Raw genomic sequence first — 16,101 nt, forward strand, 5'->3', positions numbered from 1 at the left:
ACTCAGCCGCGGCGGCGGGTCCGCGCCGTGGCCGGGGCCGTCCAGGGGTCCTCGGGCCACGGGTGCTTCGGATAGCGCCCCCGCATCTCGGCCCGCACCTGGGCATACGGCCCGGACCAGAACGACGCCAGGTCATCAGTCACCGCCAGCGGGCGCCCCGCCGGTGAGAGCAGGTGGAAGAGCACCGGCACCCCCGCCACCTGCGGGGTCTGCGCCCACCCGAAGCATTCCTGGAGCTTCACCGCGACGACCGGTCTGCCATCCGGGTCATCGACGGCCGGATAGTCGATGCGCACGTCCCGCCCGCTCGGGACGGCCAGTCGCTCGGGTGCCAGCTCCCCCAGCCGCGCCGCCTCGGGCCAGGGCAGCAGCCGCCGCAGCGGGTCGTGCAGGTCAACCCGGTCCGCACGACCGCCAGCGGCAAGTTTCTCGACCTCGGGGCCAAGCCACTCCGGCCAGCGTTCGACGAGAGCAGCATCAGAGACGTCGGGCCACGGGGCACCGTGCACCCGCCGCAATAGGGCCAGGCGACGCCGCAGTGCATCGGCGGTCGGTGACCAGGTGAAGATCCCCAGCCCGTGGGCCGCGAGCGCCGACTCCACCGCCTCCCGGGCCGCCTGTGCGCTGGGACGCACTGCGACAGAGGAGAGTTCGATCGCGCCGAGGGCCCTGACCCGGCGTGCCGTCACCTGGTGATCGTGGAAGGTCGCCGTCATCCGGTCGGTGAGCAGACCGGCGGCCGCGAGCTCGGCCGAGTCCTGCGTGAGAGGTGCCGCGGAGCGGATGACCGCGCCGGTCCCGGCTGCGACCCGTCCCTGAGCTCTGGCCACCTCCGCGACGGCCAGCCACTCCTGACCCAGCAGGCTGCCGGGCGGGACGGCCGCTCGCGTGCCCGAGGCGAGCAGATAGACCTCACCCGCCCGTCGCGCGACGCGGTCGGGGTGCGCCAGCGCGACGACGAGACCGGTGGCATCGCCAGCGGAGGCGCCGCGCGGATGGCCCGCCGGATCACTGGTGCTCGACCGGGTGGAGTCAGTATGCCGAGTGGCCAGGTCACGCAGTCGCCGCACCTCCTCCTGCCACCGGCTGACGCCCGGCGCGGTCCCACGCCGCAGGGCACGCAGGAGTGCCGGCAGGTCGGCGCCGTCCGGTCGGTGGTCATCGGCCAGTGCCGCCACCACCTCCGCTGCGGCACGACTGCCGACCACCTCGGCCCCGTCGAGCAGGGCCCGTGCCAGGCGGGGATCGGCGGGCACCTCCGCGAGGCGACGCCCCAGCGCCGTGACGCGACCGTCCTCCCCCACGGCGCCCAACCTGCGCAGGACGGCCTCCGCGTCGGCCACCGCGCCGACCGGCAGCGCGTCCGGCAGCGCCAGCCCCTCGCCCCGGGGCGCGCCCCAGCAGGCCAGAGTGAGGGCCGGTCCGACCAGGTCGGCGACCAGCACCTCGGGCGTCACGTGCGCGGGCATCGCCGCGAAGGTCGTCTCGTCATAGCAGCGCACCGCCAGGCCCGGTCCCTGCCTCGCGGCCCGCCCCGCCCGCTGGATCGCGGCGTCCCGGGACGCCGCGACCGTCACCAGCCCGGACATGTCGCGGGCGGCGTCGCGGCGGGGCTCCCGGGCCAGGCCGGCGTCGACCACCAGACGCACGCCGGGGACCGTGAGGGATGACTCGGCAAGCGAGGTCGACACGACGAGGCGCGGCCGGTCACCCGGGGTCGAACCCGCCGTCACCCGGTCCTGAGCCCGACTGTCGAGCCGGCCGTGCAGCTCGAGGACCTCGGCGCCGGGGACCAGACGCCGGAGGCGTGCTGCGACGCGGTCGACCTCCCGGACCCCAGGGACGAAGATCAGGGCGTCGGGGGGCGAGGAGCCGTTGTCGCCTTCGGTCAAAGTCAGGGAGGCGGCGGCCTGACCGTGGGCCTCAGCGGCAGTCACCGCAACGTGCTCCAGAAAGGAGTCGGCCACACCCCGGGCGTCGGTGCGCGGACCTACTGGAGGCGACCAGCGCATCTCCAGCGGGTGCAGCGCGGAGGGGCAGTCCACGACCGGCGCAGGCCCCCGCCCATCGTCTCCGAGCAGCGTGGCGAAGCGCGGTGCGTCCAGGGTCGCCGACATCGCCACCAGGACCAGGTCCTCGCGCAGCATGCGGACCTCGGCCAGCATCCCCACCAGCAGGTCGGTCTCCAGGCCCCGCTCGTGGACCTCGTCGAGGATCACTGCGCCGGTGCCGGGCAGATCCGGGTCGGCCAGTAGTCGTCGCAGCAGGATCCCCGGCGTGCAGAACTCCACGCGGGTGCCGGCCGTGACCCGCCGTTCGCCCCGCACGGTGAAGCCGACGAAGTCACCCACCGGCGTGGCGGTCAGGCTGGCCAGCCGGCGGGCGGCGGCCCGCGCGGCAACCCTGCGGGGCTGGACCACCAGGACCCGACCGGCCACCTCATCGGCAAGTGCAGGCGGCACCAGGGTGGTCTTGCCCGTCCCCGGCGGTGCCTGGACGACGGCCACTCCCCGCTCGCGGACGGCGGTCTGCAGGGCGGGCAGGGCGGCTGCGAAGGGCAGACCCTCCCCCATCCTGCTCAGTTCGGTGCTCACGCGGTGGGTCGCTTGGCCCGGCCGAGCCAGACATAGCCCCACGGCTTGCTCACCGACCCGCCGGGCACATACCAGGACTCGAGCACGTCGAGGTCGAACCCGGCGGCTCGGACCAGATCGGGGATCGGGCGGGTGAGGTGACAGCCGCCAGCGAGCCGCCGCTGCAGCGGCTCGAGCCGGTGCTGCCACCGACGCACCCTCTCATCGGGGGCCAGGCCGTGCTCCAGGAAGTGCAGGGCACCATCCGGCCGGAGCACCCGGCCCGCCTCAGCGAGGGCCGCTACCGGGTCGGCGACCGTGCACAGCGAGAAGGTCACCAGCACCGCGTCCACGCTCCCCGTGGGCAGAGCGAGCGACTCGGCCGTCAGATCACCGCGCGTCACTGGCACGGTGCTGGTGGTGCGGGTCCGCTCGGACAGCTGCCAGGACAGGTCCGAGGGCTCGACGGCGGTCAGCGACCGCACCGGGGCGGGCAGGTGCCTCAGGTTGAGGCCGGTGCCGAAGCCCAGCTCGACGACGTCGCCGGTGAGGTCAGCACAGACCCGCTCCCGATAGCCGGCCACGACGGGGTTGTCCAGGGTGGCATGCGTCAGCCGCGGCACGACACGCTCGGTCCACCAGCCCATGGGCCCCAGTGTGTCAGGACCGGGTCGAGCGATCAGAGGTCCGGGCACGTGAGCAGGCTGCGAGCTCCGGTGGCGGGGTGTCCGGGCAGTTCAGGAATCCTGCGCATCGTGCCAGCGCAGCGACCGCAGTGCCCGCAACGTGTTCCACCGGCTCGGCGCGCCGTCACCCTCCTCCAGCTCGAAGTGGATCAGGCCCGGGTGGGTGTTCTCCTGCAGCCAGGTGCCGTCGGGCTGCCGTCGGTCCCGCACCAGGTCGGCAGCCTCGGCCAGGCGCGGATCCGGCGTGCCTCCCACTGCCCGGAAGTAGTCGAGACCCCGCAGCACGTCGTAGTGCCACTGCGGCGGAAAGGAGAACTGCAGCCACGCTGGGTCCACGACCTCACCGGTGCTGGCTCGGCGGAACAGGCCCCGGCGCAGGAGATACTCCTCCCCGCCCTGGCGTGCCGCAGCCACCGCCTGGGAGCCACCGGCCCGCTCATACTCCAGCAGCCCGTCCAGCACGCAGATCGTGGTGTGGAACGAGGACCGGGTCGAGCCGTTCTCCACCTCGCAGTTCCAGCCGCCGTCCTCGAGCTGCTCGCCGAGCAGGCGGGTGACGGTGCCCTCGACGTCCTGCCCGAAGTAGGCACCGATCGCGACCGCCCCACCGTTGATGCAGGGCTCGACCTCGCCCTCGAAGAACGGCTCACCGGCATACTCCCACCGGCAGTGGTCCCGGACTCCCTCGACCGCCGTGCGCACCGCCGGGTCAGCAGGGTCGACACCGCAGTCGCGCAACAGCCGCAGGGTCGGCAGGGTCGCCACCCACGGTTGCGCCTCCGGATCACCGACCACCGGACCCGGTGGGCGCCAGCCAGTCCCCGGGAAGCATGCCCCGCCAGCCCACTGCCCGTCCTCCTGCAGGTCCAGCAACCGTTGCGCCCACCCGCTGGTGGCCACGAGGGCTCGCTCGGCCGCCACCTCCTGCTCCGAGGCAGCCGTCAGGTCGCGCAGCACCTGCCAGCGGATCGCCGGGTCTCCTGCCAACAGCCATTCCGTCACGTCGTCGTCGCGTTGCATGTCCGCGAGGCTAGAGGCCATTGCGGACGGAATCCTTCCGGCTTCCTCCAGGCGCCGCTGCGGATCACCGACCAGGGTCACTGTGTGGCACGGCCGGTCAGGTCAGGGTCACATCAGGTCAGGTCAGGAAAGGTCAGGGCCGCGGCGGCTGCCCCTCGATCGAGGCGATCACGGCCGGCCGCAGGTCGGCGGCAGCGATGACGGCGTCCACCGAGCCGACCTCCACGGCTCGGTGGATGTTGTGCACGCTGTCGAACTCGGCCGCGACCTCGCTGATCTTGTCCGCCCGCAGGCCTGCGCGGACGTCAGCCAGCTCGACCATCAGCGCCGCCCGCTGCTCCTGCGGTGCCGCGCTGATCCGTTCCTGCAGGGCCTTGACCTCCGGGCTGGCTGCCGCCCGCTTCTCCACCTCGCCGGCGAAGACGACCGCTGCTGCCGGAGCACCGCCCAGGACCGAGGCGAACGAGCCCTCGATGGCGAGCACCGTCATCCGGGGGTTGAGCCGCTTGGAGAAGACCACGAAGGCGCCGCCGTGATAGCGGGAGATCACACAGAAGACGATGGGGCCCTCGAAGTTGACGATGGCCCGACCGATCTCGGCGCCGTACTCCAGCTGCAGGTGCCGCATCGAGTCCGGTGACCCGTCGAAGCCAGACAGGTTGGCCAGCACGACCAGCGGACGGTTGCCGCTGGCGGCGTTGATCGCCCGGGCCGCCTTCTTGGATGAGCGCGGGAACAGCGTGCCGGCGGTGTAGGTGTCCGGGCCGTCGGTGGGTGGGAACCCGTGCCGCGGGACAGGCCGGGACTCGATGCCCAGCAGCGCCACCGGGTGGCCACCGATATGGGCGTCCTGCACGACCGCGGTGTCGGCGTCGGCCATCCCCGCCCACCGCTCGAGGGTCGGGTGGTCCTGGTCCACCAGGGCGGCCATCACCGTGCGGATGTCGAACGCCTTCTTGCGGTCCGGGTTCTTCTCGGCGGAGAAGATGTCTCCCACCGTGGTGAAGTCCGGCGCGGCCGGGTGCGAGTGCGGGTATGCCGTGACGTCCCGGTCCGCGGGGTCGCTCGTCTGCTGGCGGCGCGGCCCGGAGTCCCCGGGTGCGGTGTAGGTGTGCTCGTAGTGCGCCATCAGGGTGTCGACGGCACCGGCCAGGTCACGTGCCCAGTACTGCGCCTGCCCGTTGGGCCCCATCACCCGGTCGTAACCGCCGATGCCGTGGTTGTCCTCGGCCGAGACGCCGCCGGAGAAGTCCAGCGACTGCTTGCCGGTGAGGACCATCGCGCTGTCCGGGGTCATGACCAGGATGCCCTTGGTGTGCATCAGCATCGTGGCCTCGGCGTTCCAGTAGGGCTGGGCGCCGACGTTGATCCCTGCGACGACGACATTGATCTCGCCGCCGGCCTGGGTGAACTCCACGATCCGCTTCAGGGCCGCGGCGACCCAGTCCATGTTCTCGGTGCCAGAGTCCATCGAGACCCGTGCGCCCGCGGAGACGGCGAACCACTCCACTGGCACGCCCATCTGCTCGGCGAGGTCGATCGCGGCGATCACCCGGGAGCACTCGGGCTCGGACAGGGCGCCCAGCGCCTTGATCGGGTCGCCACACAGCACGACGCGCGTCACGCCCTCGGGGTGCAGCGCCGTCGGGGTCGTCACGACGGCGACGATGATCCCGGCGGTGTTCAACCCCGGCGCCCGGTCGACCGGCACCAGCCGGCCGCTCTCGTCCAGGTCGTGCTCGACGAGGGTGCCCCCCTCACCTGTCAGGGCGTCGGCCAGCTCGTAGGGGTAGACCAGCCCGCGCCGCCTGGCCCGGAGCACCTTGCTGCCGTAGTCGTCCAGCGGCTTCAGAGGCTCGGTCGGAGGCGCTTCGAAGGAGGCGATCACGCCGGCGCCGGACTTGGCATGGAACCGGATGGCCACAGGGGTCGCCGACCCATCGGGCCTGGCCACCCGCCCCTGGGCCACGACCTCCTCGAGCCCCGCCCGCTCGGTCAGCGGGGTGATCTTGTGCTGCAGGGCAGCCAGCTCGGCCGGCTTGGCCTCGATGACCGGCCAGACCTGCACCCAGACGTGGTTGGTGTCGAGCTGGACACCCTCGGCGCCTCGCTTGGTGCGAGCCCGCCGGATCGCCTCCAGACAACTCTCCACGGCCCGCTCCCCCTGGGGCAGGCTGACGACGGCACCGTCCTCGTCGCGGATGACGCTCAGCTGCCGGACCTGGGCCAGGGCCACCAGGCGCCGGTCGGCCGGGTTGTCGGGGGCCACGCACTCATACAGCAGCACGTCGTCGGGGGCCTCGATGCGGGTGATGTCGAACTCTCGGAGGCGCCACAGGTCCAGGCGGCGCCCCACCATCGGGTGGACGTGGCGCACCAGGACGTCCTCCTGCGTGCCGCCGTGGTCGTCGGGTCGGAAGGTGAGGTAGTCGACCTCGCGGCCGCCGCCCGGGCACCCGGCGACCGCAACGCGACGGCAGTCCGGCGCGAAGGCCAGACCGGCCAGCACCGCGGCCAGCTCGGCGCTGGCATCCTCGGAGGACTCGGGCAGGTCCGGCCAGCGCAGATAGAGATCCATGACGACCTCGCCCACCTGGCGCGCGGCGCCCACCTGGTCGGTGAGCTCGGCCACCAGGGCCGAACCCGGGTCGCGGAGCTCGTCGAGGGTGCCGACCGTCGTGATCAGGCGGGTCGGGCGGTCGTCGAGCACGTAGTCGGCGAGCACCACTTCCCGGTCGGCGGCGGTGAGGCGTTGCACGTCGTGCAGGTCGTGCTCCCGGTAGTGCCGGCGCACCAGCACCTCCAGCAGCGGCTCCCAGCGCGGGATGCCCAGCTCGAGCCGGTCGGAGAGGATCCCGGCGATCTGCACGGGGATCGCCGCGATCGCCTCGATCCGGGCGGCGCGGTCCGGCGCGTCGCGCGTCTCGGCGAGCGCCGCGACCTCCTCGGCCAGACCGTCCAACGCCTCCGCACGGACCGCGGCCACCATCTGCTGGTCGAACCAGCGGAACCGGATGCTGCGGGCCATGTCACCGATCGCGGGGTGCCGCAACTGTGTGGCGCGGACCAGCCGCTCCAACACCAGGCGCGCCTCGGTCGCCCACCCGCTGGGGGGCGGTGGCTCGGCGAGCCAGGCCTGCAGCACCGCGGTGACGACCTGGAGGTCCTTGACCGTGCGCTGCTGGGCGAGGAACACCCGGAAGACCGCGTCCTCCAGGCCCACACTGCGCTCCAGGTCGGTCACGGCATAGTGCGAGAGCACCTGGAGCAACCGCTCGCTGAAGGTCTCGGGCAGGGCGCCACGCTCCACATCGAGGCTCTGCAGGTAGGTGTGGAAGTGCTCCCGCGGGCTGTGCACGCGCAGCTCGGTGCGCTCCTCGGCCTCGCTCGGCCGGTTGCGGCTGAGCTCGGCCAGGTCGGCGAACGTCGCCAGCAGCTCCATCTCGCCCTCGAGGACGTCGGCGCCCTGCTCACGCAGCTCGGCCCGCACCTGCAGATAACGCGGCAGCAGGTCGCGGTCATCGTCCAGCGGCACGTCATAGCCGAGCACCCGGGAGACCAGGGCCGACCGTATGCCGTCAGCCCGGGACTGCAGGGACGGTGCCTCCGGGGCGGGGGGCAGGTCGAGGTCGGGACCGTCGGCGGTGGCCGGGTCGGGGTCCTCGGCTCCGGCGTCCGCGGTGGGCTCCAGGCGCACCAGGGGTGCGCCGGTCTCGACCTGGCTGCCGGTCCGGACCAGGAGCTCGCGGACCCGGGCCGCGAACGGCGCCTGGATCACGGTCTCCATCTTCATCGCCTCCAGGACCAGGACCTGGGACCCGGCAGCGACCTCGTCGCCGACGGCCACGGGGGTGGCGACCACGAGCGCCGGCGACGGCGCACGGACGATGCCGCCCTCGTCGCGACTGACGCGGTGGATGACCTCGTCGACCTCGACCAGGTGGGTCGGGCCGTGGATGGCACTGACGATGCGGTGCCGCCGGCCGTTGACGGTCAGGCGGCCGTGGAACTGGCCGAGGCGCTCGACCTCGGCGTCGACGGTCTGCTCCTGCCCTGCACCGGCCACGGTGACCCGGAACCGCTGGGGCCCGGTCTGCACCGCTGTGACCTGGTAGGTGACTCCACGCAGCTTCAGATCGACCGGGCGGCCCACCTGGTGCTGGACCTGCGGCCGGCCGCCGCGAGCAGTCTCCAGCAGGCGACGGACCTCGACCTGCAGCTCGTCCATGTAGGCGTCGATGCCCGCCTGCACCAGGGCCACGCCCGAGTGCTGGTGGCTGACCAGGCGCCCCTCCGCCCGCACCCGGTCGATCCAGCCGGTGTCACACCACACGGGCGTTCCGCCCCCGTGCTCCCCCGATACAACCCCCGCTGGCCCGTCCGGCCCGACAACCTCGGGCTCCTGCAGCAGCTGCAGGATGAAGCTCTTGTTGGTGGCGCCGCCCTCGATGACGACAGTGGTCTCCCCGACGGCCCGGCGCAGCCGCGACAGCGCCTCAGCGCGGTCCTGGCCGTGGGCGATGATCTTGGCGATCATCGAGTCGAAGTCGGCCGGGATGGTGTCGCCCTCACCGACCCCGGTGTCCACCCGGATGCCGGGTCCGGTCGGGAACTCCAGCAACGAGATCCGCCCAGGCGCGGGCGCGAAGTCACGGTCCGGGTCCTCGGCGTTCAGGCGCGCCTCGACCGCGTGGCCACGCTCGGTCGGCCGCTCCCCCTCCAGCCGCCCGCCGGTGGCGACGTGCAGCTGCGCGCGCACCAGGTCAACGCCGGTCGTGGACTCGGTGATCGGGTGCTCGACCTGCAGGCGCGTGTTGACCTCCAGGAAGGCGAACTGCTGATGTTGCGGCTGATAGAGGAACTCGACCGTGCCGGCACCCTGATAACCGACCGCCAGGACCAGCCGCTCGGCGGCTGCCTTGAGCTCCTCGGACTGCTCGGTGCTCAACAGCGGGGAGGCGGACTCCTCGATGACCTTCTGGTTGCGGCGCTGCACCGTGCAGTCGCGCACGCCCAGGGCCCACGCTGTGCCGTGACTGTCGGCGATGACCTGCACCTCGACGTGCCGGGCGCCCGTGACCAGGCTCTCCAGGAAGACGATGCCGCTGCCGAACGCGCGCTCTGCCTCGTCGCGGGTGCGCTGGAAGACCTCCCGCAGCTCGGCCTCATCGGCCACCTTGCGGATCCCCCGGCCGCCGCCGCCGGCTGTGGCCTTGAGCATCAGCGGGTAGCCGATCTCGGCCGCGCGGGAGACTGCCTCCTCCACGGTGTCCAGACCAGACCGGCTCCAGGGCGCGACCGGGACCCCCACCTCCTCGGCGATCAGCTTGGAGCCGATCTTGTCGCCCAGCTTGCGCATGGCCTCGGCGCTGGGCCCGAGGAAGGTGATGCCCAGCCGGTCGCACAGATCCACGAACGCCGGGTCCTCGGCCACGAAGCCCCAGCCCACCCAGACCGCGTCCGCCCGGGTCTCCACGAGCGCCTGCTCCAGCACCGCCAGGTCGAGGTAGGGGCGCGCCGAGGCGGGGCCCAGCAGGTGGGCCGAGTCCGCTTCCCGGACAAACATCGCTCGCCGGTCGACGTCGGTGTAGAGCGCGATCGTGTGCAACCGCGGCCCGCCAGCCGCATTGTGGTCCCGCACGGCGTGGATCAGCCGGACCGCGGCCTCACCTCGGTTGACGATGGCGATACGAGAGAACATCCGTCTCCAACTTGATCGGGCGCGGGGGCCGGTGACAGTCGTGCATGCCGACGTTGCCATGTTCGGGTGACTACTCGCTAGTCGACGCCCCGATGCGCGGCAGCATCAGTCCCACACAAGGGGTGCCGCCACGTTACTCCCAGGGATCGCCGCCCACCGGCATACCGACACCGCCCCCGCAGCCACGTGGGGTGCGAGGGCGGTGGGTATGCCGCGGGGTCGGGTCGGTCGGCCTCTCACCAGTGTGGTGGGCCGCCCCGACCGGGGGTCACGGCGAGGTCGGTGCGCCCGGCATCTCCATGATCGAGGAGGCATCCGGCGCGGTGATGTCCACCGGCTGGCCCCAGTCGTCCATCTTCATGACGGTCTCGGCACCCTCGAGGTCGAAGGTCACCTGGCGCATGAAGTTCTGGTCGTCCAGCCACACGTCGTAGGTGATCTCGGCGGGCATGCCCGCGGCGCCTGCGTCCTCCAGTGCCGTGGTGTCGAGCAGCAGCTCGTAGTGGTTCAGCGACTCGCCGTCCACGTCCTCGGCACCGACGAAGGTGACCTTCTGGGCACCGGTCTCCCAGTCGTCCCACTGCGAGGTCATGTCGATCTGGTTGGTGAACTCCTCGGAGTCCTCCCCCATGACCTCCTCCAGCGGCATCTGGATGAACTGCCCCTCCTCGGTCACGCCGGGCATCGACATGTAGGCGTCGCCGTCGATCATGATCATGTGGACGGTGCCCATGCCGGGCATCTCCATGTTGATGTCCATCGCCGGGGAGCCGGACAGGTCGGCCTTGCCGATCATCGTGACTGCCTGGCCCTCCATCTGCATGTCCATGTTCATGGTGAAGGAGGTCATCTGGTCCATGCCGGGGCTCTTCAGCTGCTCGACGAACGCGGCCGGCTCGATCTCCTCGCCCGCCGCGGCGTCGCCGCCGGCGTCGCCACCCTCGGACCCGGTCTCGGCGTCCTCGGTCTCCGCACCGCTGTCGGTGTCCTCGGTCTCGGCGCCGCTGTCGGTGTCCTCGGTCTCCGCACCGGTGTCGGTGTCCTCGGTCTCGGCGCCAGCGTCGGCGTCGGCGTCCTCGGTCTCGTCGGTGCCCGCGTCGGCTCCCGAGTTGGTGCCGGGCTCCTCAACCTCGGGCGAGTCCTCGCCACAAGCCGCCAGCGTGAGCACGAGTGCTCCGCTCGCCGCGATCATCCCCCACGTCGTGGTGTTGCGTCGCATTTCTCTGCCTTCCCTCTGGTGCGGCACGTCGTGCCTGGTGCAGGCACAGCGTGCCTTGTTCACCTCATGGTTTCACAGCCAGCGCATGTGCTGTGTTCTTATTGATCCAACTGATTGACGACTCGCAGAGCCCTGAGGTTCCATGAACGGCAACACCACTTTCCGGCACCACGACACCGCCGTGCTGTCCGTCACGGCTGTCGATGCGCCTGTGGTGGTCACCTCGGCACAGTTCGACCAGCAGCTGGCCGCCACCTATGAGCGCACCAGCATGAGGTCCGGCATGCTCTCCCGCCTCGCCGGGATCCAGGAGCGCCGCTGGTGGCCCGAGGGCACCACCTTCGTCGACGGTGCGATCGAGGCCGGAGCCAAGGCGATCGCCGAGGCCGGGGTCGACCCGGCCCGCATCGGCCTGATGATCAACACCTCCGTCAGCCGCGAGCACCTGGAGCCCTCGATCGCGGTCAGGGTCCACGCCGAGCTCGGCCTGCCGTCCAGCTGCCTGAACTTCGACCTGACCAATGCCTGCCTGGGCTTCGTCAACGGCATGCAGCTCGCGGCGACGATGATCGACGCCGGCCAGATCGACTACGCCGTGATCGTGGACGGCGAGGGCTCGCGCCCCGCGCAGGAGAGCGCCCTGGCGCGGCTCGCCGGTCCCGATGCGACCGCCGAGGACCTGCAGAACGAGTTCGCCACCCTCACCCTCGGGTCGGGAGCTGCCGCGATGGTCCTGGGCCGCGCCAGCGAGCACCCCGAAGGTCACCGGATCATCGGCGGGGCATCCCGGGCGGCGACCCAGCACCACGAGCTGTGCGTCGGTGACTACGAGAAGATGAGCACGGACACCAAGGGCCTGCTCGTGGCCGGCATGCAGCTGGCCAGCGACCTCTGGGAGGACGCGCGGGAGGACTTCGACTGGACCGACATGGACTGCTATGTCGTGCACCAGGTCTCGACGGTCCACACCGGGCGCACCGCGCAGGTCCTGGGCCTGCCGAGCGACCGCATCCCGCTGACCTTCCCGACCTTCGGCAACATCGGCCCCGCCGCGGTGGCCGTGACCCTGGCCAAGCAGACCGAGCAGCTCACTCCGGGCGACCGGGTGCTGATGATGGGCATCGGGTCGGGACTCAACATGACCTGCCTGGAACTGGCCTGGTGACCACCGGGTCACCACTCCCGCACGGGCTCCCGGGCCTCGACCCGACCTGGTCCCGCACGCTGTCGGCCCCGGACGCCGAGGGCACCCCCCGCACCTGGCACGTGCTCGACAACGGCCCCCTGCTGGCTGCCGCCGGCATCGCCGTCGAGCAGACGCTGCTGTGCGTGCACGGCAACCCCACCTGGTCCTACCTGTGGCGCCGGGTGCTGGCCGAGGCCCCGCGCGGGTGGCGCGTGGTGGCCGTCGACCATCTCGGGATGGGCTACTCCGAGCGCACGGAGTCCCCCCGCACGCTCGGGCAGCGCGTGCAGGACCTGGGGGCGCTGACGCAGGCCCTCGGCATCGACGGCCCAGTCTCCACCCTCGCGCACGACTGGGGCGGTCCGATCAGCCTGGGCTGGGCCCTGGCCCACCGCGACCAGCTCCAGCAGGTGGTGCTGACCAACACCGCAGTCCACCAGCCCGAGGGCTCGCCGCTGCCCAGCGCGATCGCCACGGTCCGCACCCCGCCGCTGCTGGACCTGATCACCCGCCGCACTCCCGGGTTCGTCTGGGCCGCCACCGCCACCTGTCGCCCGGCCCTGCCCGAGGCAGTCCGCGCCTCCTTCGCCGCGCCCTACGCCACCGCCGCACGACGCACGGCCGTGCGGGACTTCGTGGCCGACATCCCGGTCTCGACGGGGCACCTCAGCCACGCGACCCTCACCGAGATCGCCGACGGGCTCGGCGCGCTCGCCGAGGTGCCCTCGCTGCTGGTGTGGGGCCTGGCCGACCCGGTGTTCTCCGGCCGTTACCTGGCAGACCTGCAGGCCCGGCTCCCCCATGCCGACGTGCACACCTATCCGGACGCGTCCCACCTTCCGCTGGAGGACCGTCCCGAGGGTGTCTCGTTGATCTGGGACTGGCTGACCGACCGCCCGGACGAGGTCGCGGCGACGCCCTCCTCCGTGGTCCCGATCCGCATCGACCCGAGTGCACCCGAGCGAACGGCCATCGTGGAGCTCACCGGCGACGGTGGCCACATCACCTTCGGTGCGCTCGCCGACCGGGTCGAGGACCTGGCCCGCGGTCTGCACGCCCGGGGCGTGCGGCGCGGCCAACGAGTGGCGCTGCTGGTGAAGCCGGGGATCGACCTCACGACCGTGCTGTATGCCGTGTGGCGGCTGGGTGCCGTCGCCGTGGTCGCCGACGCCGGACTCGGGCGCCGGCGCCTGGGGGCTGCCCTGCGTGGCGCCGCACCGGATCACGTGATCGGCTTCCCCGCGGCGCGCGCACTGGTGGTCGCGGCGGGGGTCCCGGGGCAGTGGATCCGCCTCGGCAGCGAGGACGTCGCGCTCCTGATGGCCGAGGGCGTGGGCCATCCGATCAGCGACGGCGAGCTCCTCAGCCCCACGGCCGAGCTCGACCGCGACGGGGCCGTCCTGTTCACCTCCGGAGCGACCGGCCCACCCAAGGGCGTCGTCTACACCCGGCGCCAGGTCGGCGCCCAGGTCGCCCTGCTCCGTGACACCTTCGCCCTGCGTCCCGGCGAGCGCTTCGTGGCGGCCTTCGCGCCCTTTGCCCTCTATGGCCCGGCGCTCGGCCTGACCTCTGCCGTCCCGGACATGGATGTCACCGCCCCGGACACGCTCACGGCCGCCACCCTGGCGGACGCGGTCGAGGCCGTCGACGCGAGCATCGTGTTCGCCTCTCCCGCAGCACTGTCCAATGTCGTGGACACCGCCGACGAGCTCTCCGCCGCCCAGCGCGAGCAGCTCCGCCGACCCGAGCTGGTCCTGTCGGCCGGTGCTCCGGTCCCGGCCGCGCTGCTGCGCCGGGTCAAGGAGCTGTTGCCCGCCGCCGAGACGCAGACGCCCTATGGCATGACCGAGGCCCTGCCGGTCGCCACGCTCGACCCCACGAGCCTGGACCCGGACGACCCCGCCGACCAGCAGGCCGGAGTCTGCGTCGGCGTCCCTCTGGAGGGCGTCACCGTGCGGCTGGCCCCGGTGCAGGCCGACGGAACCACCTCCGCGGAACTGACCTCTGCCACCGGCGTGCTGGGCGAGATCGTGGTGCGCGCACCGCACGTCAAGGAGCGGTACGACCGGCTCTGGGGCACCCAGCGCGCCAGCGCCCGCCCGCCCGGCTGGCACCGCACCGGTGACGTCGGGCACCTCGATGACCGTGGTCGGCTCTGGGTCGAGGGGCGACTGGCTCACGTGATCACCACCGCCGAGGGCCCCGTCGCGCCGTATGCCGTGGAGCAGGCCATCGAGACCGTCCCCGGAGTGCGTCGGGCCGCCGTGGTCGGGGTCGGCCCCGCCGGCACCCAGCAGGTCGTCGCGATCGTCGTGCCCCAGGGCGCGAGTGCCCGGCATCGCCGGCAGGCTGACACCACCGTGCCCGCCGAGGTGGCCGCCCGAGTCCGCAAGGCGGCGACACTCCGCGTCATGGCGGGGCCGCAGGACACTGCAGGAGTGCCGGTCGACCTGCGCGGCGTCCCGATCGCAGCGGTGCTGCGCAAGGACTGGCTGCCCGTCGACATCCGGCACGCCGCGAAGGTCGACCGGACCGAGCTGGCCCGCTGGGCGACCACCCTGCTGCACGGCCGGAAGACCGCGCGCGAGAGCTTCCGCCGCCACCCCCGGGCGCCGAGCCGCAGGAGCCGGTGATGCGGGTCCTGGTCACCGGAGCCAGCGGCATGCTCGGCCGGGCCGTCGCGGACACGCTGGCCGCCCGCGGTCAGGACGTCACCGTCCTGCAGCGACGCCCTTCGGGCAGCGCCCACCGGGAGGTGCTCGGCGATGTCGCCGACCCTGCGGCGATCCAGGAAGCCGTCGAGGGGCAGGAAGCCGTCATCCACCTGGCCGCCAAGGTCAACGTGGTCGGCGCCTGGGAGGACTACCGCCTGACCAACATCGAGGGCACGCGCCGCCTGGTCGAGGCGGCCCGGGCCGGTTCCGTGCAGCGGTTCGTGCAGGTCTCCTCCCCGTCGGTCGCGCACGCCGGGGACTCCCTGGTCGGCGCGGGTGCCGGCCCCGCCGACCCGGACCGGGCACGGGGCCACTACGCCCGCAGCAAGGCCGCCGCCGAGCTGATCGCCCTGGCCGCGGACGGTGCCGACCTGACGGTCACCGCGATCCGACCGCACCTGGTGTGGGGGCCGGGCGACACCCAGCTGATCGGCCGCATCCTGCAGCGCGCCCGGGCGGGGCGGCTCCCGGTCCTGGGGCGCGGCACCAGCCTGGTCGACACCACCTATGTCACCAATGCCGCCGACGCGATCGTGGCGGCCCTGGACCGCGCTGACCGGGCCCGTGGGCGTGCCCTGGTCGTGACCAACGGTGAGCCCCGCCCCATCGGTGAGCTGATCCGTGACATCTGCCTCGCCGGCGGTGCCCCTCCGCCGCGGCTGCGCATCCCTGCCCGTGTGGCCTGGGCAGCGGGCGCTACCGTCGAGGGCGCGATGGCACTGTCCCACGTGCTGCCCGGGGTGCCACCGATCACCGAGCCCCCACTCACTCGCTTCCTGGCGGAGCAGCTGTCCACGGCCCACTGGTTCGACCAGCGGGAGACCCGACGCCTGCTGGGCTGGGCGCCCCGCGTGAGCCTGGACGAGGGGCTGCGGCTCCTCGCGGCAGCAACGACCCCGGACGAGGGGCTGCGGCTCCTCGCGGCAGCAACGACCCCGGACGAGGGGCTGCGACTCCTCTCGGCAGCAACGACCCCGGACCAGTAGCCTGGCTCCTGCTGGA

Annotated in this window: 8 protein-coding genes; 3 read left to right on the top strand and 5 right to left on the bottom strand. The window is 72.5% G+C overall.

Going from position 1 to position 16,101, the window contains the following annotated elements:
* Positions 1-2: 2 nt before the first annotated feature.
* The 5 genes from hrpB to DPQ65_RS10000 all read right to left on the bottom strand — a co-directional run bounded on the left by hrpB (position 3) and on the right by DPQ65_RS10000 (position 11,199).
* Positions 3-2,573 (bottom strand): ATP-dependent helicase HrpB, encoded by a 2,571-nt coding sequence (gene hrpB / locus DPQ65_RS09980; protein WP_114907485.1) that lies wholly within the window; start codon positions 2,571-2,573, stop codon positions 3-5.
* 17 nt (positions 2,574-2,590) lie between these two features.
* Positions 2,591-3,220, bottom strand: coding sequence for a class I SAM-dependent methyltransferase (locus DPQ65_RS09985; protein WP_114907197.1), 630 nt, complete (start codon positions 3,218-3,220; stop codon positions 2,591-2,593).
* A 90-nt stretch (positions 3,221-3,310) separates the two neighbouring features.
* Positions 3,311-4,279: a hypothetical protein gene (locus tag DPQ65_RS09990; RefSeq protein WP_114907198.1), complete on the bottom strand. Its 969-nt coding sequence runs from the start codon at positions 4,277-4,279 to the stop codon at positions 3,311-3,313.
* A 133-nt stretch (positions 4,280-4,412) separates the two neighbouring features.
* A complete protein-coding gene (locus DPQ65_RS09995; protein WP_114907199.1) occupies positions 4,413-9,980 on the bottom strand; it encodes an ATP-binding protein in 5,568 nt (1,855 codons plus the stop codon).
* Between the two features lie 268 nt (positions 9,981-10,248).
* On the bottom strand, positions 10,249-11,199 hold the full coding sequence (locus DPQ65_RS10000) for a DUF7537 family lipoprotein (RefSeq protein WP_162802152.1): 951 nt from the start codon (positions 11,197-11,199) through the stop codon (positions 10,249-10,251).
* A 142-nt stretch (positions 11,200-11,341) separates the two neighbouring features.
* On the opposite strand from DPQ65_RS10000, the gene DPQ65_RS10005 reads away from it, so the two are divergent.
* From DPQ65_RS10005 to DPQ65_RS10015, 3 genes are read left to right on the top strand one after another with little or no spacing between them, the layout of a single operon-like run.
* Positions 11,342-12,364, top strand: a complete 1,023-nt coding sequence (locus tag DPQ65_RS10005; protein WP_114907201.1) for a 3-oxoacyl-ACP synthase III — start codon at positions 11,342-11,344, stop codon at positions 12,362-12,364.
* Positions 12,361-15,018 (top strand): alpha/beta fold hydrolase, encoded by a 2,658-nt coding sequence (locus DPQ65_RS10010; protein WP_238146776.1) that lies wholly within the window; start codon positions 12,361-12,363, stop codon positions 15,016-15,018. Before DPQ65_RS10005 ends, DPQ65_RS10010 begins: the two co-directional genes overlap by 4 nt.
* Positions 15,018-16,085 (top strand): NAD-dependent epimerase/dehydratase family protein, encoded by a 1,068-nt coding sequence (locus DPQ65_RS10015; protein WP_114907203.1) that lies wholly within the window; start codon positions 15,018-15,020, stop codon positions 16,083-16,085. The genes DPQ65_RS10010 and DPQ65_RS10015 overlap by 1 nt, the downstream gene beginning before the upstream one ends.
* The last annotated feature ends 16 nt before the right edge of the window (positions 16,086-16,101 follow it).

The organism is Ornithinimicrobium murale (assembly GCF_003352835.1).
Classification (GTDB): Bacteria; Actinomycetota; Actinomycetes; order Actinomycetales; family Dermatophilaceae; genus Ornithinicoccus; species Ornithinicoccus muralis.